This is a genomic window from Corynebacterium sp. UMB8791 (assembly GCF_054166365.1).
Genome location: NZ_JBSZCG010000103.1, coordinates 147,936 through 169,641 on the forward strand (window position 1 = coordinate 147,936; position 21,706 = coordinate 169,641).

Below are 21,706 nucleotides of genomic sequence, written 5' to 3' on the forward strand. Positions count from 1 at the left end.
TACTGGAAAGGAGTCGGGCGTCGCGTATGAGCGGTATAGATACTGATGACGTGAATGCGCAGCTTGCGCAACTGCTGCCTGCTGCACAGTCCGGTGATGATCGGGCGACGCAGCGCGTCGTGGCGCTCATTTATCCATTTGTGCTGCGCTACGCCCGCGCCCGCATTGGCGGCGGGCGCACCCCGACCCCGGAAGACGTCACTCAGGACGTGTGCTTTGCGGTAGTCAAGGCGCTCAGTACCTATAAGGACCAGGGCAAGCCGTTCATGGCATTCGTGTACGGGATTGCATTTAATAAGGTGACGGATGCGCACCGCAGCTATGCGCGAGACCGAATGCTGCCCACCGAAGATATCCCCGATGGGGTATCGCAAGAGGCGGATCCAGAGGGATATGCGCTGGATGTCGACGCGAGTAACAAAATGCGCGAGCTGCTCGATGTACTCAATGAGAAAGCGCGAAATATCATTATTCTTCGCGTATTTGTTGGCCTTTCGGCGGAAGAAACAGCAGAGATTGTTGGCGGGACAGCTGGGTCGGTTCGTGTCGCACAGCACCGTGCCCTGGCTCGCCTGCGTGAGGCCCTTGAAGAAGAGGAGTCTGCGAAATGACACGTGATGCTCACCGCATCCCGCAGTTTGATGAGCTGTTGGCGGATGACGCCCTGTTGACCAAAGCGTCACGTGGAGAGGACCCTAGCGACGGCACCGATCCGCTTTTGGGCCTGATGGGTGCGCTGCGCGAGGACGTCGAGCGTCCGATGCCGGAGCCGCCATACATAGCGCCCGTGGCGGCGCCTGCGCGCAAACAGATGAACCCGTGGCTCAGTGGGCTTGTGGGCGCGGCAGCAGCCACCGCAATCGTTGCTGGAAGTGGGGCAGTGTTGTACAACGCGACTCCTGATTCCCCTCTGTGGCCAGTAGCCTCAACCGTGTTTGGGGAGCGGGCGTCGGTCATGGAGCTTGCGAGCACGCTCGACGAGATGGAAGTAGCCAGCGATGAGGGTAACGGCGACGCTGTGCGTGCCCTGGTGTTACAGGCCAAGGCGTTGCTTGACTCCATGGATGTGAAGAAGACGCAAGGGTCTGAGCCCACGGTGGCGTCGACAATCCCCGAGGTGACGGTGACGCGCACCGTGACTGTGACGGTGACACCTGAGCCGCGCGAACCGGTGACGGTGACGCAGGTGGTCACGGAGCAGCCTGCCGTCGAGCAGCATTCCTCCGCGCAGCCGACAGCGAGTGCGGAACCGAGCGGTGCGCACGTGTCGGCTACTACAGGTAAGGACGCCGCACCGGAATCGCCAGTGGCGACGACCTCCCCCAAGCCGGTTGAGCCCCCGGCGTCAGCCTCGCCGCAGCACTAGCGCCCGGCGGACTCGATGCCATCCATGTACCCCAGCGCGTAATCCCACGTGACATAGGCGTTGACGTCCGGGTTAGCGCTTGGTTCGTGGACGGGCGGCAGCGCGTTGTTGAGCGTGGAGATCATGTTTTGCTCCATGATGTCCCAGTCGTAGTAGTGCGTCTGCTCGCAGTCTTCACACATGAAGAAGATCCCGAGGATGCCGCGGGGGCGCAGGATACGTTGTGCGTCGCGGACGTGGGCGAGGTCGTGAATGATCGCCTGCCGCTCCTCGCTGCTTAAGGGCTCCGGCTGTTCGTCGTCCTCGATGAACGATGCCGGGTCGTTCGGGTCGTTTGCGAACGGGTCGAGTGGCATCATGTCGTCGTAATTCACACCGATCAGCCTATTGTGTGGGGAGTAGCAAGGCCAATTAGCCATGTGCGTTGGGATTTTTCGACGCCGCTGTGTGTCGTGTCGCGCGACGTTATATCATGGCTGAAAACCAATGTCGGGTACACCGCGCGCGGAAGGAGAAGTTGTCAATGGCAAACGAGCGAGTTCTTACAGGTGGGGATGACCCGCACAAGGTTGCACTGCGGGGCTTGACCTTTGATGATGTGCTGCTGCTGCCAGCCGAGTCTCACATTGTGCCGGCCGAAGTGAGCACGAGCTCGCAGTTCAGCCGCAACATCAAGCTGGGTATCCCGATCGCATCGGCTGCGATGGATACGGTCACGGAGTCGCGGATGGCGATCGCGATGGCGCGCCAGGGTGGCATTGGCGTGCTCCACCGTAACCTGAGCGCTCAGGACCAGGCGGAGCAGGTTGACATCGTAAAGCGTTCTGAGTCCGGCATGGTGACCAACCCGGTCACCGCCACCCCGGACATGAGCATTCGTGACGTCGACGCGCTGTGCGGCCGTTTCCACATCTCCGGCCTGCCGGTCATCGACGCAGACGAGCGCCTGGTCGGCATCATCACGAACCGCGATATGCGTTTCGAGCCAGACTTTGACCGCAAGGTCGCAGAGGTGATGACACCGATGCCGCTGGTTGTGGCGGATGAGGGCGTCGATAAGCAGGAGGCACTCGCGCTGCTGTCGGCGAACAAGGTGGAGAAGCTGCCGATCGTGGACAAGGCAGGCAAGCTGGTTGGCCTGATCACGGTGAAGGACTTCGTGAAGAGCGAGCAGTACCCGAACGCGTCGAAGGACTCGAACGGCCGTCTGCTTGTTGCCGCTGGTATCGGCACTGGTGAAGAGTCCTACGAGCGTGCCGCGCTGCTCGTTGAGGCGGGTGTCGACGCCCTCGTCGTCGACTCTGCGCACGCACATAACAACCGCGTGCTGGAGATGGTGTCCCGTGTGAAGAAGGACTTCGGCGACCGCGTTGACGTCGTCGGCGGCAACCTGGCAACGCGCGAAGCCGCGCAGGCCATGATCGATGCCGGTGCGGACGCGATCAAGGTCGGCATCGGTCCTGGCTCCATTTGCACCACCCGCGTTGTTGCGGGCGTCGGAGCACCACAGATCACGTCCATCCTGGAGGCTTCCGTACCTGCTCACAAGGCCGGAGTACCGATCATCGCAGACGGTGGCATGCAGTTCTCCGGCGACGTTGCTAAGGCCCTCGCCGCTGGCGCATCGACCGTCATGCTCGGCTCCATGCTCGCAGGCACCACTGAGGCACCCGGTGACGTCGTGGTTGTTGGGGGTAAGCAGTACAAGCGCTACCGCGGCATGGGCTCGATGGGCGCGATGCAGGGCCGTGGCCTGACCGGCGAGAAGCGTTCCTTCTCCAAGGACCGCTACTTCCAGGCAGACGTCACCAGCGAAGACAAGCTGGTGCCGGAGGGCGTCGAGGGCCGCGTTCCGTTCCGCGGAGATATCGACGCCATCACCCACCAGATCGTCGGTGGTCTGCGCGCCGCGATGGGCTACACCGGCTCCGCCTCGATCGCAGAACTGCAGACGAAGCAGTTCGTCCAAATCACCACGGCTGGCTTGCGCGAATCGCACCCGCATGACATCACGCAAACGGTTGCAGCGCCGAACTACCACAACTAATCCTTTCTGACTGGCTCCTGAAGGAGAGAACCTGACATGCGTGAATATGTAGAAATTGGCATCGGACGCGAAGCCCGCAAGGCCTACGACCTTGACGATCTGACCCTGGTTCCGACGCGGCGCACCCGCTCGTCGAAGGACGTCAACACGGAGTGGCACATCGACGCCTACTCCTTTGACATGCCGCTCGTATCCCACCCGACCGATGCCCTGGCGAGCCCCGAGTTCGCCATCGAGATGGGTAAGCAGGGTGGACTTGCGGTGCTCAACGCCGAGGGCATCCTGGGCCGCCACGCGAACTTCGAAGAGGCGATCAACGAGGTCTGCGGGCAGGCGCCAAATCCCAAGGACCTCGAGCAGGAGAATTACCACGAGATTCCTAGCAAGATTGCCAAGGCTACGGCAACGCTGCAGAAACTCCATCAGGCCCCAATTAATTTGGACGTGTTGAGCGAGCGCATTGCGCAGGTCCGCGCGTCGGGCGCGACCGTCGCTGTGCGCGTGAGCCCGCAAAACGTGCGCGAGCTTGCCCCTGCAGTGATCAAGGCCGGCGCGGAGATCCTGTTCGTGCAGGGTACGTTGATCTCCGCCGAGCACGTGCAGCCCGGTGGGGAACCGCTGAACTTGAAGGAGTTCATCGGCTCCCTCGACGTTCCGGTCATCGCAGGTGGTGTCTTCGACTACACGACGGCCACGCACCTGATGCGTGCTGGCGCTGCTGGCGTGATTGTCGGTTCGGGTCGTTCCTCTTCCGGCCTGGCGCTGGACGTTCCCCTTGCAACTGCGATTGCTGACGTGGCTGCAGCTCGCCGCGACTACTTGGACGAGACCGGTGGCCGTTATGTCCACGTCATCGCTGATTCGGCACCGTCGAACGCCGGGGACATCGCGTTGGCACTCGCCATGGGCGCCGACGCCGTCATGGTAGGCAGTCTGTTTGCGAAGGCGAACGAGGCCGCTGCTGGCGGCGCGTACTGGGAACCGGCGGCTGCGCACCCGCGCTTCCCACGCGGCGAGGTTGCCAACTGGGAGTTCGGCGATCGTCTTCCGCTGTCTGAGATTTTGTTCGGACCATCGAGCGATTCGGGCGCTGCCACGAACTTAGTGGGCGGTTTGCGCCGTATTATGGCGAAATGTGGGTACACTGATCTCAAGTCGTTCCAAAAGGTCGACGTGACCGTCCGCCCGTAAACAGATTGACCTAATATATCGAATATGGCCTACGAAGTAGTTATTAAACGAGATGCCCCTGACGGCCCACACCACGAGGTTGATGTCAACCACATCTTCTTCTCGGTGACGGACAGCAAGGGCATTATGACCCATGTCAATGAGGTCTTTATTCACTACGCGCAGTATCCCGAAGTCGAGATGATCGGGAAGCCACACAATCTCATTCGCCATATTGAGATGCCTGGTGGCGCGTTCAAGCTGATGTGGGACGTCATTGAGGACGGCCGACCGTTCGCAGGCTATGTTCGCAACCGCGCAAAGAGCGGCTCTGCGTACGACGTGTTTGCTACCGTGACGCCTCTGCCAAATGGCGACTACCTCTCGGTGCGCACCCGCCCGATGACCGAACTGTTCAAGGTCGTCGGCGACGTGTACCAAGCGGTGAACGACGTTGAGTGGAAGGCGCGCCACGAGGGCGTTGGCCGTCGCCGCCGTGCAGAGCTTGGCTTGGACAAGCTGCAGGAGCTTGTGCCTGATTACGACGCCTTCGTTGCCGAAGCGCTGCCGGCCGAGGTGCTGGCGCGTGAGGAAGCGGGCTTCGACCTTCCAGAGGGCACCGGTGAGGTGTACGAGGCCACTAAGCGCCTCTACCGCGAGCTGGACCGCTTCATGGAAATCCAGTCGTCCATTAAGGAAGCCGCTGAAGAACTGGCAAAGGCCAGCCAGACTTTGGTGGAAGAAAACGCTGTGACCAACAGCGTGAAGGGCGAGATGGAGAACGTCATGGCGGAGGGTGCTGCCCGTACGCTGTTGCTTGCACCACTGCAGGTGTGGGCGACGATGCGTGGCATCATCGACGAGAACGCGCAGTCGCTCAACGAGGTGGCTGGCGAGTTGGCGAAGAAGGCGGCGTCCGCGCGTATGGCGATTGCGCTGGCTCGTCTGCATACTGCGCAGACCGCGATTTTCTCCCTTGAGGCGAACCGTGGCGAGGTGCTCTCTATGCTGTTCGACGCCCTCGAGGTGGACGTGAAGCAGATGGACGACGCAGTCTTCCTGCACTCCTCCCTGGCGAACCGCGTGGACCTGAAGGTGAACTCGATTTCCGAGCTGACCAAGATGCCGCTCGAGATGATTCGTCGCTGGTCCCAGACCACGGCGCAGGAGCCGTTCGGCGAGAACATCGAGCCGCTTGTTGCTCAGGTGCACCGCGCTATCCAGGCTGCTGATAACTCTATCGAGCGCCTGCACGCTTCCTCGCAGAAGCTGGGCTCCGACCCGGCGATTGACGGGGTGCACGATGCGCTGGAGAACCTGCGCGCACTGCTGAAGTAGTCTGTTGTAACGCCGCAACGCTGAAGACACCACCTGCCTGGCGGGTGGTGTTTTGTTGTTTCGAAGGGATTCCCGCACCAGATTCCAGTATTTCGGCCGGGTGCATTGGTGTTTCCCCAGGTCCCGAATTGTGCGCGCGGGAATGTGGTGCGCAGGACACTGTCATCGGGCTCACGTACACATTAGGTGCTGCGTAGGTTAAGATTTGGTGCGTGACTACAGCTCAAACTCGCCCTGTTCTTGTTGTTGATTTCGGTGCGCAGTACGCGCAGCTCATTGCGCGTCGTGTGCGTGAGGCGCACGTGTTCTCCGAAGTCGTTCCGTCCACGATCTCCGCTGCGGAGGTGAAGGAGAAGCAGCCGCTGGCGCTTGTCCTATCCGGTGGCCCGTCGTCCGTGTATGAGGATGGCGCTCCGCAGTTGGACCCTGAGATTTTCGAGTTGGGGATTCCGATCTTCGGCATCTGCTACGGCTTCCAGGTGATGACGCGGGCGCTCGGCGGAAAGGTTGAGCAGACCGGCGCCCGTGAGTACGGTCGCACGTCGATGGACGTCAAGGGTGGTGTGCTGCACGCCGGCTTGCCGGAGGAGCACAAGGTGTGGATGAGCCACGGCGATTCGGTGACGCAGGCTCCGGAGGGCTTCGAGGTCACCGCGTCTTCGAAGGGTGCGCCGGTCGCCGCGTTCGAGAACGTGGAGCGCAAGTTCGCCGGTGTGCAGTACCACCCGGAGGTGATGCACTCGCCGCACGGCCAGGAGGTGCTGACGCGCTTCCTCACCGAGATTGCTGGTCTGGAGCAGAACTGGACGGCATCCAATATTGCGGAGCAGCTCATTGAGCAGGTTCGCACCCAGGTTGGCGACGGCTACGCCATCTGTGGCCTGTCCGGTGGTGTGGACTCGGCTGTTGCTGCGGCGCTGGTGCAGCGTGCGATCGGGGACCGCCTGACCTGTGTGTTCGTGGACCACGGCCTGCTGCGCCAGGGTGAGCGCGAGCAGGTGGAGAAGGACTTCGTCGCCGCGACCGGCGCGAAGCTTGTCACTGTCGATGAGCGCAAGGCCTTCCTGGACAAACTGGCCGGGGTGACCGAGCCGGAGGCCAAGCGCAAGGCGATCGGTGCGGAGTTCATCCGTTCCTTCGAGCGCGCCGTGGCTGATGTACTGTCGGACCACAAGGTGGATTACCTGGTGCAGGGCACCCTGTACCCGGACGTGGTTGAGTCCGGCGGCGGCACCGGTACCGCGAACATCAAGAGCCACCACAACGTCGGCGGCCTGCCGGACGACGTCGAGTTCGAGCTGGTCGAGCCGCTGCGCCTGCTGTTTAAGGACGAGGTCCGCGCGGTTGGTCGCGAGCTGGGCCTGCCTGAGGTGATCGTGAACCGTCAGCCGTTCCCGGGCCCGGGCCTGGGCATCCGCATCATTGGTGAGGTCACCGAGGAGCGCCTGGAAACGCTGCGCGCCGCGGATGCGATCGCGCGCGAGGAGCTGACTAAGGCTGGCCTGGATGACCAGATTTGGCAGTGCCCTGTTGTGCTGCTGGCCGATGTCCGCTCGGTGGGTGTGCAGGGCGACGGCCGCACCTACGGCCACCCGATCGTGCTGCGCCCGGTCGCGTCCGAGGACGCGATGACCGCGGACTGGGTACGCATCCCGTACGAGACGCTGGAGGTCATCTCGACCCGCATCACCAACGAGGTGGCGGATGTCAACCGCGTGGTGTTGGATGTTACATCCAAGCCGCCGGCCACCATTGAGTGGGAGTAGGTAGCCGAATTATTCGGCAAAGTACGCGGACACGGACCCGACGCGCTGCTTCACGTTGATCGTGAGTAGCTCGCCGTCCTTGTCCGCGTTTTGCTTGCCCTGGGGGCATGTAGTTTCGCCGACGGTTGCTTCGCAGTGGACGTCGACCGGCACATTGTTGGGCAGAATGATCTCGATTTCGCCGACGCCGTTGGCAATGTTGACGGTCTTCGGTTCGTCGAGAGGCGCGAGGCTCGACAGGTCGAGGTGGGTCTCGCCGATGAGGTTGTTGAGATCGGGGATCGAAGCCGCGTCCTCGAATGAGAGGTGCATTTCGCCGATGCGGCTGCCCACGTTGCTCTCGAATCGGGGGCCCGCAATACCGGTGATAAACAGGGCGCAGACGAGGATGACAGCCAGGGGCAGCCATGGCCACAGGCGTGTCTTTTTCTTCGGCTGTTCCGGCGCAGGTTCGCTCGGCTCAGGCAGGTGCCACAGCCCGGGCGCCGCGCCGAGTGGGTCCCACGCGGGTGGCGTGCCGGGGTGCTCGTAGCCCTCGGGCACGGTGAGGTGCGAGGTATCCACGGTAGGGCCTTCGCTTGTCGACGCCTCCTCAGGTTTCACCACCAGCAACCCCGCGGGAGGCTCTGGTTGGCGCTGGTGGGCGAGGTACCAGCCGAGCGCGAACAACACGAACGTAACGAGCACCCCGTTGAGATCGCCTGCCGCTGAGACAGATGGGAAGAAGATCACCAACCCGATGAGTAGCCACCAACCGGTGCTGCGGTCCTTCTTCTCCGGTTCGGTGAGTTGTTCTTTCGGCGTGGTGATTGTGTTCCACGGGCTGCGGGTCATGCCGAAGCGTGGCATGTTGATCCAGCACAGTAGGTAGAGGAAAAGTCCGCCGCCAAATACGAGTGCAAGTGCTACGAAGATGACGCGAACAAGCGTCGGGTCGACTTGGTAGCGGGCGCCGATGCCTTCACAGACGCCAGCGATGACAGCCTTACCGCCCTGGTCTTCTGGGATGCGGGGCGGGCGGGTCTCCCACATGCGCTTCAGTGTGTTGGTTTCCATGCCTCCATTGTCGCGTGGTGGGCCCGTGGGCGGTATCGGGAATGACCCTGATTTTTGATTTCAGGGTTTACCCCGATGTGGCCGAGGCGCCGCCCGTGTCATGATGAGTGCATGTCTGCGTTGTATCCCCGGCTGACCCGGGACCGTTCACGCCGCGTGATCGCGGGTGTGGCCTCTGGAGTTGCTGGCCACTTCGGGGTGGACGTGAAATGGGTGCGGCTGTTCTTTGTCGTCGCAAGTTTCACTGGCGGGATTGGCGTGTTGTTGTACACGGGCTTGTGGATGTTCGCACCGGTTGCAGAGAGTACCGAGCCCCGGCAGCGTCCTGGAGCGCTGGATGTTTTCCTTGTGCTGGTGGGGTTTGCGGGTGCGCTGATGTCCTTGCAGAGCTCCTCGGGCGTTGGATCGGCTGTGCTGTTCGTGGTTGGCGTGCTCATAGTGGGTGCGATTATCGCGTTGCAGGCCTACGACCGTGGTATGGCCTCATGGAAGAATCTTGCGGCGCTGGCGCTGGGTGCGCTGCTCATGATGGGTGGGGTGCTGGCGCTCGCGCTCATGGGGGAAAGCAGCGGGGTCGCAGGGGTGGTGGTCTCTGTGCTGGTGACGGTGCTGGGGGTAGCAGTGCTGGTGGTGCCGCTGATTACGAAGTTGGCGAACTCGCTCGTCGCGGAGCGTGAGCAGAAGGCGGTGGCGGACCAGCGCGCGGAGATCGCTTCCCGCTTGCATGATTCGGTGCTGCAGACCTTGGCGCTGATTCAGCGCCAGGCCGGTGACCCGGACGAGGTGGTGCGCCTTGCTCGTGGCCAGGAGCGTGAGCTTCGCGCCTGGCTTTTCGACGACACCGTGTCCAACCACACCACCACCTTCGCCGCGTTGCAGAAGGCTGCTGGCGAGGTGGAGGACGCGTACGGGGTCGTGATCAAACCGGTCACGGTGGGAGACGACATTCCTTTCGACGAACGCGCCGAGGCGGTCGTGCTCGCAGCCAGGGAAGCGATGGTCAACGCGGCAAAGCACGCCGGTGTGGACACCGTTGATGTTTACGCGGAGCACCTTGCTGGCAGGCTCACCGTGTTCGTGAGGGATCGCGGTAAAGGCTTCGACCCTCAGGCTGTGCCAATGGACCGGCACGGTCTGCGGGAGTCCATCGTGGGCCGCGTGGAGCGAGTTGGGGGAGAGGTGCACGTGGTGGCGTCGGAAAGCAGTGGCACCGAGATTGAACTAGCGTTGGACCTATGACTCGCGTGTTTCTAGTGGATGACCACTCCGTGTTCCGCGCTGGGGTGAAGGCAGAGCTGCAGGAAGCGGTGGAGATCGTCGGTGAGGCCGGCACGGTCGCCGAGGCGGTGCGAGGGATCGAGCAGACACAGCCCGACGTCGTGCTTCTCGACGTCCACATGCCCGACGGCGGCGGCCTCGCAGTGCTGAAGCGCGCTCCGGGCCCGGCGTACCTGGTACTCAGCGTGTCCGATGCAGCCGAGGACGTCATCGCCCTGATCCGCGCGGGCGCCCGCGGGTACGTGACCAAGAACATCGCGGGCGCGGAGCTCGCGGAGGCCATCGAGCGGGTACGCGGCGGGGACGCGTACTTCTCGCCGCGCCTGGCGGGGTTTGTGCTTGACGCGTTTGCGAGCGGGCCGGTCGTCGAGGAGGACGACCCAGCGGTGGACTCACTGACCCGGCGCGAACTCGAGGTGCTGCGGCTGCTGGCGCGCGGCTACACGTACAAGGAGATCGCGCAGCGCCTGTTTATTTCGGTGAAGACGGTGGAGACGCACGCGTCAAATATTTTACGCAAGACGCAGACCTCGAACCGCCACCAGTTGACCCGGTGGGCGGTTGCGCGCGACCTGGGTTAGCGTACGCCCGCCTGCCGCAGCAGCGACTGAGCGGTGAGGTCTGTTTCCTGCAGCATGCGCGGGTCGGTGCCGGGCATTGGGGAGATGGTGGTGTCTGCCCACTGCTTGCCGGTGGGGATGCCGGCGATGTGCAGGCGCGGGTCCAGGGTGCCGTCGGGGTGGATGGTGCGGCGGGTGTCCGCGTCGGTTTCTGGGGAGCCGGTGGGCGTGTCGAAGGGCGCGAAGGGGCGGATGCGCTCGTGTTCCAGCAGCGACGCGGTGAGTGGGTCGGCTGCGCGGGTGATGTTGGGGGACGGCAGGAAGGCGTCCGCGAGGGTATCCGCGGTGACGGTGCGCTCGGCGCTGGTGGCGGTGAACGTGGTGCCCGACTGCGTGACGGTTGGGGCTGGGCCGAGCAAGGTGACCAGGCCGGCGTCGATGAGTGCGAGGAGCTCGCGGGAGCGGAACAGCGGCGGTCCGGAGCCGACCATCTGGCCGAATGCCATGTAATCGGAGAGCGCGCCGCGCTGGTCCTCCGGGGTGCCGCGGCCGTTCTCCACAGCGATGGCGGTTGGTTTGCGGCCTGCGGAGATCACCCACAGGGCGGACTTGATGGGGGAGTCGTGGGCAGCGACGGCCTCGGCGATGTCGCGGGCCAGGGCGTCGGCGATGACGCAGTTCAGGCTCTCGTCGTCGAGGCCGTCGCACCCGGCCAAGGGGTCGATCCAGTAGGAGATGTCGAAGGGCTCGGTGGTGGCGTCGGCAAGGGCGTCGTTGAGCGCGCGGGCGCAGGGCAGGAGGCTGGTGCGGGTGGCGGCGCCGGCGAGTGGTGCGGCGTCGATGCGCGAGATGATGTCCGCAAGCGGGATGTGCAGGGCGTCGGGGCGTACGCGCGCAAGCGTGGTGTAGTAGGCGGCGTAGGAGTCGCGGATGAGCGCCGGCCAGAGCTGCTCTCCGAAGCTCACCGTGGTGGCGCCGCTGTGCTGCTCGATCGCGGCGCGCAGCCGCGAGAGGTCCGCCTTGGGCGGCAGCGAGTGGTACTCGGATTTCGGCAGGTAAGGGTAGCCGCGGCCAGAGGTAACCACGAGGTGAGGCTCGGCGCCGCTGGGCTCGTAGCGTAGCCCGGAGCGGGTGTCGGCGGGCACGAAGCGGCCGCCGCGGTTGATGGTGCTCAGCGCCATGAGGTCGAAAAAACCCATGCCAAGGCCGCGCACGATTGCGGTTTCGCCAGCAACCAGCGTATCGACGTCCTGTTCCACCGGGTTGCCCGGCTGAATCCAGTGCCCGCGGAAGGCCACCGAGTGCTCGGGGACGACCCAGCCGGTGGCGAGCACGGTGGCGTCGGCGTGGACGGTGGTGCCGTCCTCAAGCGTGATGGCGTCGCGGCCGTTCTCGGCGGTGATGCGCTGCGCGCGGGAGCGGTGGTTGGTGACGGTCACGTGTTCGGGGAGCTGCGCCAGCGCGACCGTGAGGACCCAGTGGAGGTACTCGCCGTACAGCGCGCGGGATGGGTTGGACTCCGGGCGGGTGGCAGCCAGCTCCGCGCCGAAGTCCGCGGTGACGTGGTTGGGGGTTGGGTGGGCGTCGAAAAGTGATTGCTTGGTGGCGGACACGGCGTCGCGCTCGCCGCGCAGGAGCTGGATCCACTCGTACATGGTGGGGCCCTCGAGTACGGGGGCGGTGACGGTCGCGCTGGGTTCGGTGAAGAGGGTGACGGCGCCGGCCAGCGTGTTCATGCACAGCGTGTGGGTTTGTGCGGTGTCCCAGACGCGCCCGGCGCCGTGCGGGGCGTCGTCGATGAGGTGGATTGTCAGTGGTTGGGTGGGCTGGGTGGAATTAGATTCGTTGAGCGTGGCGGCGACGCGTTCGATGATGGAAATGCCGCGTGGACCTGCGCCGACGATGGCGATTGCTGGCTGCACTGTGTGTTCCTTCCTGTTGCGACAGTGACCGTTTAGACTGCTTAGTCTAGACGCATGAGACCGCTCCGTCTAATCTGTGTTAGCGTTATCGCTCATCGAAGGGAGAACAGTGAAGCACACACGTCGAACGCAGGCCGGAGCGCTGCTTGCGGCTACCACGCTACTCGGGTTATGCACCGCATGTGCAGGACAAACAGAGCAAAGCGGGGACACGCAGGCAATCACGTACCTGGAGCCGAACTGGTTTACCTCGCTCTATCCGCCGGCGGCTGGGTTCTACCCGAATGGTGGCGTCGTGAATCAAATAACAGACAGACTGCTCTATCAGGACCCGGAGACACTCGAGCTGCACCCGTGGATCGCCACGAAGCTGCCGGAGATCAACGAGGACGCGACGGTATACACGTTCGACATCCGCACCGACGTCACCTACTCCGACGGCTCGCCGCTGACCGCGGAGAACGTCGTGGCCAACTTCGACCTCTACGGCAAAGGCGACAAGGAGCGGCTGCTCAACGCATCCGAGCAGATCTCGAACTATGACTACGGCGAAGTCATCGACGAAGACACGGTGCGCTTCCACTTCACCGCACCCTCGCCGGGGTTCGAGCAAGCGGTCTCCGTGTACAACGCCGGGCTGCTTTCCGACGCCACCCTGGCGCTCGACAACGAGTCCTTCGGGCCGGGCAGCGCCCACAACATCATCGGCTCCGGCCCGTTCGTCATCGCCGGTGAGGAGCTGGGCACCTCCATCGAGCTGCGGGCGCGCGAGGACTACGACTGGGCACCGCCCATCCTCGAGCACCAGGGCCGCGCCCGGCTGGACAGCGTGACGTACCGGCTCGCCGCCGAAGAAGCGATGCGCACCGGAGCAGTCCTATCCGGGCAGGCGGACATCGTGCGCGACGTGACTGCATCGGCTGAGCGCCACTTCCAAGACCGCGGCGTGCAGATCGTCTCCCGCGGCACGAACGCGATGAACAACCAGATCGCGATGCGCCCGCAGCACCCGTACCTGCAAGACATCCGGGTGCGCCGCGCGATCACGCACAGCGTGGACCGCGAAGAGCTGCTGCGCATCCTGTTCTCTGATTCCTACCCGCTGGCGACCTCGAGCGTGGCCGCCACGGGCTTGGGCTACAAAAACCAGGGCGACGCCTATACGTACGACCCGGAGCTTGCCCGGCAGCTCCTCGATGAGGCCGGGTGGGTCGTGGGCAACGACGGCATCCGCGTCAAGGATGGGGAACGCCTGCACCTGACCGTCAACTACGCGCAGACCCAGCCGCGCGCCCGCGAAGTGATGACGATGGTGCAGTCCAACCTGCGCGACATCGGCATTGAGCTCTCCGTGCTCTCCGGCGACCGTTCGACGCAAAACGTGGCGTCGAAGGACCCGAACAAGGTGCAGCTCTACCACACGATGGTCGGCCGGGCGGACTACGACGCCATCGAGTCGCACTACGCGGTTGGGCGCCGAGACTCCTTCATTAACCAGGATGAAAACGACAACGTGATCGACCAGCACCTCGAAGACCTGCTGCAGACCGTGGTCTCCACACCCGACGACGCCGGCCGGGCCCGTGCGGTGGAAGCCGTCCAGGACTACGTCACCGAGCAGGCCTACACGCTGCCGCTGTTCGAAGAACCACAGGTATACGCCGTCAGCCCACGTCTGTGCGGGTTCGGCGTGGAAGCCGTTGCACGCCCTGCGCTCTATAGCGCCTACCTCCAGGAAGGGGATACGCCATGCCGTACATCGTAAAGCGGGTAGGTCAAGCACTGATCGTGCTGCTGCTGACCTACACTCTCGCATTCTTTCTGCTTTCGGCTCTGCCATCCGACGGTGTCATGGCCCGCTACGCCGACCCGGCCCTGGGACTCAGCCAGGCGGAGATTGAGGCGATCCGTTCGGAGATGGGCGTCGATAAGCCGCTGCTCACGCAGTACGTGGCGACGCTGACGGGTCTGTTCACCGGCAGTCTCGGCTACTCGGTGCGCACGGGCACACCGGTGGGCCAGCTCATTGCCGACGCACTGCCGCACACGCTCGCGCTGGCCGCGACTTCGGTCGGACTCGCGATCATCGTGGCGCTGGCGACCGCATTCGTAGCGACGCTGCCCGGCGCCGGGCGCATCGGCGCGCTGTTTCGCGCGGTGCCCTCCCTGATGGTGTCGCTGCCAGGGTTCTGGATCGCGATCGTGCTGCTGCAGCTCGTGTCCTTCGAGCTCGGCTGGATCAACGTGATTGCGCCGGGCCCGCTCGAGGGGCTCGTGCTGCCGACGCTCACGCTGTCCGTCCCGATGGCGGCCCCGCTCGCGCAGGTGCTGATCCGCTCCATCGACGAGGTGCAGCGCAGCCCATTCGTGCAGGTAGCTCGTGCGCGCGGCGCGAGCGAGACCCGCATCTTCTGGTCCGACGTGCTGCGAAACGCACTGCTGCCGGCGCTGACCATGGCGGGCCTGCTCTTCGGCGAGCTCGTCGGCGGTGCAGTGGTGACGGAAACCGTCTTCGGGCGCACCGGGTTGGGCTCCATGGTGGTCACCGCCGTGTCGAACCGCGACACGCCGGTGCTGCTGGGCGTAGTCCTCATCGCTGCGGTGGCGTACGTGACCATCAACCTCATCATTGACCTGCTCTACCCGGTGCTTGACGTGCGGCTGCGCACCGCCGGCGGACCGTTTGCCGCAACACCGAAGCAGTACGCCAGCCAGTCCGCCGACGCCATCGACGTGCGGGCAATCGAAACGGGACGGGAGTAGCAACCATGCGAACGACGAATTGGAAACAGCATTGGAAACAACCAGGCACGGTTCTCGCACTGCTCGTGCTGCTGCTTGCGTGCGCGTGGGCCCTGCTGCCGGGCATATTTGCCACGCACGACCCATACAAGGGCGTCGACGTAGCCCTTGCAGCGCCGAGCGCGGAGCACTTCTTCGGCACCGACGCCGTGGGGCGCGACGTGTACTCGCGCGTGGTCTACGGCGCGCGCCAGTCGCTGCTCGGCGCGGTGATCGCGGTGGCGGTCGGGCTGGTGTTCGGCACGCTGATTGGCCTGGTGGCGGGCGCGCTGCGAGGCAAAGTCGACACCGTACTGATGCGGATCGTGGACGTCCTGCTCGCTATCCCAGGCATCCTGCTGTCTCTGTCCATCATCATCGTGCTGGGCTTCGGCTCACTACAGGCGGCCTTCGCTGTCGGTATGACCACGGTGGCGACGTTCGCCCGCCTTGCCCGCTCGCAGGTGATGCAGGTTGCAGGCGCCGACTTCGTGGAGGCCGCCTACGGTTCTGGGGCGACGAAGACGCAGGCGTTGGTGCGTCACATCCTGCCGAACTCACTGACCCCGGTCATTGCGCTGGCGGCCCTGCAATTCGGTACGGCAATCCTGCAGCTCTCCATCCTCGGATTCCTCGGCTACGGCGCCCCGCCTCCGACCCCGGAGTGGGGTCTCATCATCGCCGAAGGCCGAGACTTCATGGCCACCGCCTGGTGGATCATCGTCCTGCCTGGCGTGGCGATCATCGCCACCGTGATGAGCGCGAACCACCTGTCCCAACTCATTCGTACGGAGGTCTAACCCATGCAACCTTTACTTGAAGTACGTGGATTGACCGTCGCGTACGGCAACCAACCGCCATCGGCGCAGGACGTGTCCTTTTCCGTTGCGCCAGGCAAGCTCACCGCGATCGTGGGGGAGTCCGGCTCCGGCAAAACCACCTCGGTGATGGCGACGCTGGGCCTCCTCGGCGGGTCCGTTCGGATGTTGGACGGCGCGGTCTATTTCCAAGGAAAGGACATTACGCAGCTGTCTCCGCGGCAGTGGCGTCAGCTGCGCGGCACAAAGATCGGTTTGGTGCCACAAGACCCGAACAATTCGCTCAATCCGCTGAAACCGGTCGGGGCCTCGATTGAGGAGGCCATGGCGGTCCACGGCATCGGCAGCGCCGCCTCCCGTCGCGCACGTGCGCTGGAGTTGATGGAAGCCGTCGGCATCGACGACCCGCGCCGCCGACACGGCCAGTACCCGCACGAGCTCTCAGGCGGGATGAAGCAGCGCGTGCTCGTCGCGGCGGCCATCGCGCCCGAGCCGGAGGTACTGATTGCCGACGAGCCGACGTCCGCGCTGGACGTGACCGTGCAGGAAAAGGTGTTGGATGTGCTCGACGAAATGCGTGAGCGCCTCAACCTCGGCATCGTGTTGATCACACACGACTTGGCGGTGGCGGGTGACCGCGCCGATGACGTGGTGATTATGCAGCGCGGCGCCGTCGTGGAGGAAGGCCCCGCTGCGGAGGTGCTCGCCGACCCGCAAGAGGAGTACTCACAGCGCCTGCTTGCCGACGCCCCTTCGCTCGCCGTTGCGAACGCCTACCACCGGCCAGCGCCGGACGGTGACGTGCTGGTGCGTGTGGATCACCTGCGCCAAGAGTACGGGGACTTCGTGGCCGTCAACGACGTCACTTTCGAGGTGACGCGAGGGTCCACGCACGCGATTGTGGGCGAATCGGGCTCCGGGAAGACCACGACCGGGCGGGCGATCTCACTGTTCCGTGACCCGACGTGTGGCACCGTCACCATTGGCGGCAACGTCGTGACCGGCGTCGACGACGCCACTCGCAGGAAGCTCCGCTCCACGGTGCAGTTGGTGCACCAGAACCCGTTTTCCTCCCTGAACCCCAAAATGACAGTGGAGGCCATCGTGGCCGAGCCGGTTCGGAACTTGGCGGGGGCGTCGAAACGCGACGCGCGCGCGAAGGCGCACGAGATGCTGGCGCGCGTGGCCCTGGACCCACAGCAGTTCGCGCGGCGCACCCCGGCGCAGCTGTCCGGCGGACAGCGACAGCGTGTGGCCATTGCGCGTGCGCTCGTGGTGGAGCCGGAGCTCGTCGTGTTCGATGAGGCAGTTTCTGCGCTCGACGTGACGGTGCAGGCGCAGATCCTCCGGCTGTTGGAGGACCTGCAGCAAGAGCTGGGCCTGACCTATATATTTATTTCCCACGATTTGGCGGTGGTGCGCCAGATCTCGGATACGGTCAGCGTGCTCAGCCGCGGTACCCAGGTGGAGTACGGCCCGACCGACGACGTCTTCCAGTGGCCGCGCCACGAAGTGACAAAGAACCTGATCCATGCGATCCCGGGCGCGCGCTTCCGTGCCCGACAGTTAGGAGAATTCAGTGTCTAACATCATCAATATGCTTGCCGACGCCTCCCCGGAACTCGCGCGCCTTCGCCAGCGCCGCCCGGAGGCAGTCGAGAACGCAGAGCTCACGTTTACGGCCCTCTTCGAGCCTGACGACGAGGGCGACGTGCCGCTGGCCTGGCGCTATGGTGTCGCCGCGTTCGTGGCCGGGCTCACCGGACTGACAACTGCGAGCGCGTTCTACCGGGAGTTGCTCGAGGATGAAGATCCCGGCCTGGCCGAGGCCGTCGACGCCGCTCTCGCGCGTGGCGCATCTGAGGGGCCGTACTGGTACGGCGACTTCGTCCTGTTCGGTGACGTTGTCGGGGCGGCGTCGGAGCAGTTCGCCGCGGCTTTGGACTTCGCGCACCTGCTGGTTTTCCACCCGAAAGATTCCACCGCCGCAGCGATCGGGCACCTGCAGGCCGCCGGGTGGAGCGACAACGGCATCGTGACGTTGGCGCAGCTCATCGCGTTCGTGACCTTCCAGCTGCGCGTTGTGCACGGCGTGCGGGTGCTCGGCGGGGTTGACGCTGGTGGGGCGCAGCGGGCCGAGCGGGCGTCGACAAGCGGGCGTGCACACGGCGTGGCTGACCCCGGTTGGGAACCCGGGCCACGCACCCTGCTGCCCGAAGTTGTCGCGCCGACAAAGTTCGTGGAGCACTCCCTAGGCTGGCGCGCGTGGGTGCCCAGCCTGGACAAGTCCGAATTCACCGAGGAGCACCGCGACGCGCTGCTCAAGCCCGAGCGAATCGACATGGAGTATTTCCGGCTGCTCGCGCGCGACCCGGCAGTGCTCAAGGCGCGCACCCTGACTGACCTGGACATTTTCTACAACACCGACGGCGGCCTGGGGCGCGCCGAGCGCGAACTCGCCGCGACCGTGGTCTCCCGTCTCAACGGGTGCGAGTACTGTGCTTCCGTGCACCAGGGGCGCGCGAAGCAGGAAGGCGGCGACGCCGAGGCGATCTCCCGGCTCCTTGCCGAAGGCGTGACCGCGGACCTGGGCACCCCGCTGTGGAACGCGCTGCGCGACGCCGCCGTGGCGCTTACGCACACCCCGATTGCGTTCTCGCAACAGCACGTCGAAGCCCTCCGCGAGGCCGGCTGCGGCGAGCTCGAAATCCTCGACCTGATTAACTCGGCGGCGTTCTTTAACTGGGCAAACCGCCTCATGCTCAGCCTGGGGGCGGCTGACGTGCCGAAGCGCTACCGCTAGCGCTTCGTTGTAGGCGCTGCGGGTGCTGGAGGTGCGTATGCGAGGCGTCGCGTGCCGTCGACGTGCGGCATGAGCACCCACGCCACGACAAAGAGTCCGCCCGCAAGCAGTGCCAGCCCCCAGCCGGGCAGTGGCGCGATCAGCGGGCACAGCATGATCGCCAACCACCACAGCATCAGGGGTACCACCATGCTCAGCGACGGCACCTGCGAGACGTTGCGGCTGCGAGCGAACTCGGCCATGGCCTTGCGGTACGGGTGTGCCCGGGTGGTGGCGCGGGCGATGAGCACCGCGGCGAGAGCAACACCGACTTTCACGGCTGCGGGCAGCGGTGCAGCCATCACGCTTATCGACGCCGCTACGCACCCCGCGGTCACCGCCCGCACAGCGGGTGGCGTGGGAATTGGGGTGACGCGGTTGCGGAAGTCTGCGTAGTACATAGGGCAGAGCGTAGCGCATTGAGACTTGCTTCGCGCCACCGTGGTTCGAAATAGTGTTCGACCTTTGCTGTTGCTCGTGTCGGGGACGCGTTGCATACTAACAGGCATGAATGGAACACCTATTCGCTCGCGCGAGTTCGCTACGGACGGTGGTGAGCAGCCCAGCAAGGCTGAGCAGATTGCGCGGCTCCGTGCGCAATTAGCCGAGCTTGACGGTGGTGCCGCGCAGGAGCAGATCGGGGGCGAAGGTGTTGTTCCGTTGGGTGGTGAGTTGGCGAATGTACTTCCGAACGGAGGTTTGCCAAGGCGGCAGGTCACGCAAGTGAGCGACACGCCCTCACTCATTGTGGAGATCCTACGACAGGTCACGGAAGCCGGCGGCTACGCGGCCGTGGTGGGGTGGCCGGAGCTGTCCTACGCGGAGCTTTCAGGACAAGCGCTGCGCAGAACAGTCGCAGTCCCGGAGCCAGGGCTGGACGCAGTGCATGCCGCCGGTGTACTCGCCGAAGGGCTGGATGTGGTGGTGCTGCACACCCGAAGTGAAATCCAATTCACGCCCGCACAGGCCCGCCCGCTGCTTGCCCGTGTGCGCGCCGGGGAAGCAGCGATGCTCTGCGTGAACGTGACGGTGCCTTCGCCCGCACTGCGCATGAGCGCGGACATTGCTCGCTTTCACGGTATCGGGCGTGGCCGTGGGCGTATCGCGGGTATTGACCTTGAAGTGTCCGCGCACGCGAAAGGCTGGAAGCGGCCACCGGCACTACTGACGCTTGGGGTGGCGACAGGCGGTGTCACGCACCTGAAGGCGGTGCCCTCATGAGGGTTGCTGCACTTTGGTTCCCGGACTGGCCCGTACAGGCAGCCAAGCTCGAAGCCGAGGACACGCTGGAAGAACCGATTGCGATCGCGGTGCAGCATCGCATCAAGGTCTGTTCGCAGGAGGCGCGGCGCGTCGGGGTCCGCCGTGGGATGCGGGTGCGTAATGCGCAGGCCGTCGCGCCTGAGCTGACAGTGGTAGAGGACAACCCGGAGCGCGACGGCCGCACGTTCAGCGCGCTCGCAGGCTCCCTGGACGACGTAGCTGCCTCCGTGGAGGTGCTGCGCCCCGGCCTAGTGGTCGCGGATCTCGCCGCGGCGGGGAAGTTCCACGGCAACGAGGACACGGCGCTTGAGATGCTGATCGATGCCGCCGCCCGCCACGGCATCGACGTCATGGCAGGGGCGGCGGATGAGATCGCTACCGCGGTGATCGCCACCCGGAGCTCGCACGTGGTGGCCGAAGGGGGATCGGCGCAGTTTCTCTCAGCGCAGCCACTTCGGGTGCTCACGGCAGAGGCCGCGCTCGGAGCGGACTCGGAAACTGTCCGTACCCTGGGCCAACTTGGTATCCAGACATTGGGGCAGCTTGCGCAGCTGCCTGCCTCAGCCGTGATGACGCGCTTCGGGGTCGCGGGTATTCACCTGCACCGGATCGCCAGCGCAGCCCCGGACCGGCGCGTCGCCCCGGAACTGCCCGTGGAAGACTTCGCGGTGGAGATGACTCCGGAAGAACCAATCGAGCGCGTCGACGCCGCCGCGTTCGCCGCCCGCGCACTCGCGGCCAGGCTGCACCAGCGGCTCAAGGAGGCCGGGGTGCACTGCCTGAGGCTGAAGATCTCCACCGAGCTGAGCGACGGCGCCCGGGTCGAACGCGTGTGGCGCACGCGGGAAGCACTGACGGAAGCCGGCACCGCCGACCGGGTGCGCTGGCAACTTGATGGATGGCTCACCAACGGAGGCAGCGGACCGATCGCCTCGTTGCTGCTCGAACCGCTGGAGCTTGCGCAGCCTGACGTGGTGGGGGAGCTGTGGTCCGACGGGGCATCAGACGATGGTGCGCGCCGCGTGATCGAGCGAGTGCAATCCCAGCTCGGGATGGAGGCGGTGCTGCAGCCGGTCGCGGTCGGAGGGCGCGGCGTGGCCGAGCGTATCCGGCTTGTGCCCTACGGGGAGGTGCCACCACAGGACCGCGGGAAGTTCGTCGGCGTTGTCCCGTCGCCACTTCCAGCCAGGCTTGGTGGTGGGATCGAGCACCCGTCATCACGGGTAAAGTTGCTGGATAGCGACGGTCGGCCGGTGCTTCTTAATGCAGAGGTCCTGCTCAGTGGCCAGCCCGCCACGTTGGTGTGGGGCAAGCGCTGCTACGACGTCACCGCGTGGGCAGGCCCGTGGCCCGTCGATGAAGGGTGGTGGGGTGCGCACCCTATGAAGCTTGCGCGCCTCCAGGTGCTTGGGGTGAAGCAGGCGTCGACGGCGGGGCAGCGCGGGTGGTTGTTGGTGTGGCACCGGCAGCGCTGGAGCGTCGAGGCGCTCTACCACTAG

19 protein-coding genes are annotated in these 21,706 nt (G+C 64.8%); 15 read left to right on the forward strand and 4 right to left on the reverse strand.

The genetic code is table 11. The features are described from left to right. Positions 1-26 precede the first annotated feature (26 nt). Together ACXIUA_RS03545 and ACXIUA_RS03550 are read left to right on the forward strand one after the other, a co-directional pair. Positions 27-611: a sigma-70 family RNA polymerase sigma factor gene (locus tag ACXIUA_RS03545; protein WP_070363038.1), complete on the forward strand. Its 585-nt coding sequence runs from the start codon at positions 27-29 to the stop codon at positions 609-611. Continuing rightward, positions 608-1,366 carry a hypothetical protein gene (locus ACXIUA_RS03550; protein ID WP_256020650.1) on the forward strand — a complete coding sequence of 253 codons (759 nt, stop codon included), beginning with the start codon at positions 608-610 and terminating at the stop codon, positions 1,364-1,366. The genes ACXIUA_RS03545 and ACXIUA_RS03550 overlap by 4 nt, the downstream gene beginning before the upstream one ends. On the opposite strand, the gene ACXIUA_RS03555 is transcribed toward ACXIUA_RS03550, so the two are convergent. Continuing rightward, positions 1,363-1,785 (reverse strand): DUF5319 domain-containing protein, encoded by a 423-nt coding sequence (locus tag ACXIUA_RS03555; RefSeq protein WP_070363036.1) that lies wholly within the window; start codon positions 1,783-1,785, stop codon positions 1,363-1,365. The two genes, ACXIUA_RS03550 and ACXIUA_RS03555, sit on opposite strands and share 4 nt — an antisense overlap. A gap of 104 nt (positions 1,786-1,889) precedes the next feature. Between ACXIUA_RS03555 and guaB the strand changes: the two genes are divergently transcribed. The 4 genes from guaB to guaA all read left to right on the forward strand — a co-directional run bounded on the left by guaB (position 1,890) and on the right by guaA (position 7,687). Continuing rightward, the gene (gene guaB, locus ACXIUA_RS03560; protein WP_457976121.1) at positions 1,890-3,413 is read left to right on the forward strand and encodes an IMP dehydrogenase; all 1,524 of its coding nucleotides are present in this window, start codon (positions 1,890-1,892) and stop codon (positions 3,411-3,413) included. Between the two features lie 36 nt (positions 3,414-3,449). Next, positions 3,450-4,604 (forward strand): GuaB3 family IMP dehydrogenase-related protein, encoded by a 1,155-nt coding sequence (locus ACXIUA_RS03565; RefSeq protein ID WP_070363034.1) that lies wholly within the window; start codon positions 3,450-3,452, stop codon positions 4,602-4,604. A gap of 24 nt (positions 4,605-4,628) precedes the next feature. Further along, a complete protein-coding gene (locus ACXIUA_RS03570) occupies positions 4,629-5,921 on the forward strand; it encodes a PAS domain-containing protein (protein WP_070477610.1) in 1,293 nt (430 codons plus the stop codon). 212 nt (positions 5,922-6,133) lie between these two features. Beyond that, positions 6,134-7,687 (forward strand): glutamine-hydrolyzing GMP synthase, encoded by a 1,554-nt coding sequence (guaA, locus tag ACXIUA_RS03575; RefSeq protein ID WP_457976122.1) that lies wholly within the window; start codon positions 6,134-6,136, stop codon positions 7,685-7,687. 9 nt (positions 7,688-7,696) lie between these two features. Here the strand turns inward: guaA and ACXIUA_RS03580 are convergent, their stop codons facing one another. Continuing rightward, complete coding sequence (locus ACXIUA_RS03580; protein ID WP_457976123.1) at positions 7,697-8,743, reverse strand: PspC domain-containing protein; 1,047 nt, start codon at positions 8,741-8,743, stop codon at positions 7,697-7,699. 111 nt (positions 8,744-8,854) lie between these two features. On the opposite strand from ACXIUA_RS03580, the gene ACXIUA_RS03585 reads away from it, so the two are divergent. Together ACXIUA_RS03585 and ACXIUA_RS03590 are read left to right on the forward strand one after the other, a co-directional pair. Beyond that, positions 8,855-9,982 carry an ATP-binding protein gene (locus ACXIUA_RS03585; RefSeq protein WP_457976124.1) on the forward strand — a complete coding sequence of 376 codons (1,128 nt, stop codon included), beginning with the start codon at positions 8,855-8,857 and terminating at the stop codon, positions 9,980-9,982. Further along, positions 9,979-10,602, forward strand: a complete 624-nt coding sequence (locus ACXIUA_RS03590; RefSeq protein ID WP_457976125.1) for a LuxR C-terminal-related transcriptional regulator — start codon at positions 9,979-9,981, stop codon at positions 10,600-10,602. The genes ACXIUA_RS03585 and ACXIUA_RS03590 overlap by 4 nt, the downstream gene beginning before the upstream one ends. Here ACXIUA_RS03590 and ACXIUA_RS03595 read toward each other — a convergent pair. Continuing rightward, positions 10,599-12,503, reverse strand: coding sequence for an FAD/NAD(P)-binding protein (locus tag ACXIUA_RS03595; protein ID WP_457976126.1), 1,905 nt, complete (start codon positions 12,501-12,503; stop codon positions 10,599-10,601). The two genes, ACXIUA_RS03590 and ACXIUA_RS03595, sit on opposite strands and share 4 nt — an antisense overlap. A 109-nt stretch (positions 12,504-12,612) precedes the next feature. On the opposite strand from ACXIUA_RS03595, the gene ACXIUA_RS03600 reads away from it, so the two are divergent. From ACXIUA_RS03600 to ACXIUA_RS03620, 5 genes are read left to right on the forward strand one after another with little or no spacing between them, the layout of a single operon-like run. Beyond that, positions 12,613-14,268 (forward strand): TIGR04028 family ABC transporter substrate-binding protein, encoded by a 1,656-nt coding sequence (locus tag ACXIUA_RS03600; protein ID WP_457976127.1) that lies wholly within the window; start codon positions 12,613-12,615, stop codon positions 14,266-14,268. Further along, entirely contained in the window at positions 14,253-15,266 is a 1,014-nt protein-coding gene (locus ACXIUA_RS03605) for an ABC transporter permease (RefSeq protein ID WP_457976128.1), read from the forward strand. Before ACXIUA_RS03600 ends, ACXIUA_RS03605 begins: the two co-directional genes overlap by 16 nt. A gap of 5 nt (positions 15,267-15,271) precedes the next feature. Next, a complete protein-coding gene (locus tag ACXIUA_RS03610; RefSeq protein WP_457976129.1) occupies positions 15,272-16,084 on the forward strand; it encodes an ABC transporter permease in 813 nt (270 codons plus the stop codon). Positions 16,085-16,087: 3 nt separating this feature from the next. Then, positions 16,088-17,689, forward strand: coding sequence for a dipeptide ABC transporter ATP-binding protein (locus ACXIUA_RS03615; protein WP_457976130.1), 1,602 nt, complete (start codon positions 16,088-16,090; stop codon positions 17,687-17,689). Further along, positions 17,682-18,905 (forward strand): alkylhydroperoxidase domain protein, encoded by a 1,224-nt coding sequence (locus ACXIUA_RS03620; protein ID WP_457976131.1) that lies wholly within the window; start codon positions 17,682-17,684, stop codon positions 18,903-18,905. The genes ACXIUA_RS03615 and ACXIUA_RS03620 overlap by 8 nt, the downstream gene beginning before the upstream one ends. On the opposite strand, the gene ACXIUA_RS03625 is transcribed toward ACXIUA_RS03620, so the two are convergent. Then, the gene (locus ACXIUA_RS03625) at positions 18,902-19,345 is read right to left on the reverse strand and encodes a hypothetical protein (RefSeq protein ID WP_457976132.1); all 444 of its coding nucleotides are present in this window, start codon (positions 19,343-19,345) and stop codon (positions 18,902-18,904) included. The genes ACXIUA_RS03620 and ACXIUA_RS03625 overlap by 4 nt on opposite strands. A gap of 106 nt (positions 19,346-19,451) precedes the next feature. Between ACXIUA_RS03625 and ACXIUA_RS03630 the strand changes: the two genes are divergently transcribed. Next, positions 19,452-20,165, forward strand: a complete 714-nt coding sequence (locus ACXIUA_RS03630; RefSeq protein ID WP_457976133.1) for a hypothetical protein — start codon at positions 19,452-19,454, stop codon at positions 20,163-20,165. After that, positions 20,162-21,706, forward strand: coding sequence for a Y-family DNA polymerase (locus ACXIUA_RS03635; protein WP_457976134.1), 1,545 nt, complete (start codon positions 20,162-20,164; stop codon positions 21,704-21,706). Before ACXIUA_RS03630 ends, ACXIUA_RS03635 begins: the two co-directional genes overlap by 4 nt.

What these genes read in the sequence shown, in the direction of transcription:
- ACXIUA_RS03565 (WP_070363034.1), top strand. Translation starts at nt 3,450, where the DNA reads ATGCGTGAATATGTAGAAATTGGCATCGGACGCGAAGCCCGCAAGGCC.
- ACXIUA_RS03585 (WP_457976124.1), top strand. Translation starts at nt 8,855, where the DNA reads ATGTCTGCGTTGTATCCCCGGCTGACCCGGGACCGTTCACGCCGCGTG.
- ACXIUA_RS03580 (WP_457976123.1), bottom strand. Translation starts at nt 8,743, where the DNA reads ATGGAAACCAACACACTGAAGCGCATGTGGGAGACCCGCCCGCCCCGC.
- ACXIUA_RS03610 (WP_457976129.1), top strand. Translation starts at nt 15,272, where the DNA reads ATGCGAACGACGAATTGGAAACAGCATTGGAAACAACCAGGCACGGTT.
- ACXIUA_RS03570 (WP_070477610.1), top strand. Translation starts at nt 4,629, where the DNA reads ATGGCCTACGAAGTAGTTATTAAACGAGATGCCCCTGACGGCCCACAC.
- ACXIUA_RS03555 (WP_070363036.1), bottom strand. Translation starts at nt 1,785, where the DNA reads ATGGCTAATTGGCCTTGCTACTCCCCACACAATAGGCTGATCGGTGTG.
- ACXIUA_RS03605 (WP_457976128.1), top strand. Translation starts at nt 14,253, where the DNA reads ATGCCGTACATCGTAAAGCGGGTAGGTCAAGCACTGATCGTGCTGCTG.
- ACXIUA_RS03630 (WP_457976133.1), top strand. Translation starts at nt 19,452, where the DNA reads ATGAATGGAACACCTATTCGCTCGCGCGAGTTCGCTACGGACGGTGGT.
- guaB (WP_457976121.1), top strand. Translation starts at nt 1,890, where the DNA reads ATGGCAAACGAGCGAGTTCTTACAGGTGGGGATGACCCGCACAAGGTT.
- ACXIUA_RS03635 (WP_457976134.1), top strand. Translation starts at nt 20,162, where the DNA reads ATGAGGGTTGCTGCACTTTGGTTCCCGGACTGGCCCGTACAGGCAGCC.
- ACXIUA_RS03545 (WP_070363038.1), top strand. Translation starts at nt 27, where the DNA reads ATGAGCGGTATAGATACTGATGACGTGAATGCGCAGCTTGCGCAACTG.
- ACXIUA_RS03625 (WP_457976132.1), bottom strand. Translation starts at nt 19,345, where the DNA reads ATGTACTACGCAGACTTCCGCAACCGCGTCACCCCAATTCCCACGCCA.
- ACXIUA_RS03590 (WP_457976125.1), top strand. Translation starts at nt 9,979, where the DNA reads ATGACTCGCGTGTTTCTAGTGGATGACCACTCCGTGTTCCGCGCTGGG.
- ACXIUA_RS03615 (WP_457976130.1), top strand. Translation starts at nt 16,088, where the DNA reads ATGCAACCTTTACTTGAAGTACGTGGATTGACCGTCGCGTACGGCAAC.
- ACXIUA_RS03550 (WP_256020650.1), top strand. Translation starts at nt 608, where the DNA reads ATGACACGTGATGCTCACCGCATCCCGCAGTTTGATGAGCTGTTGGCG.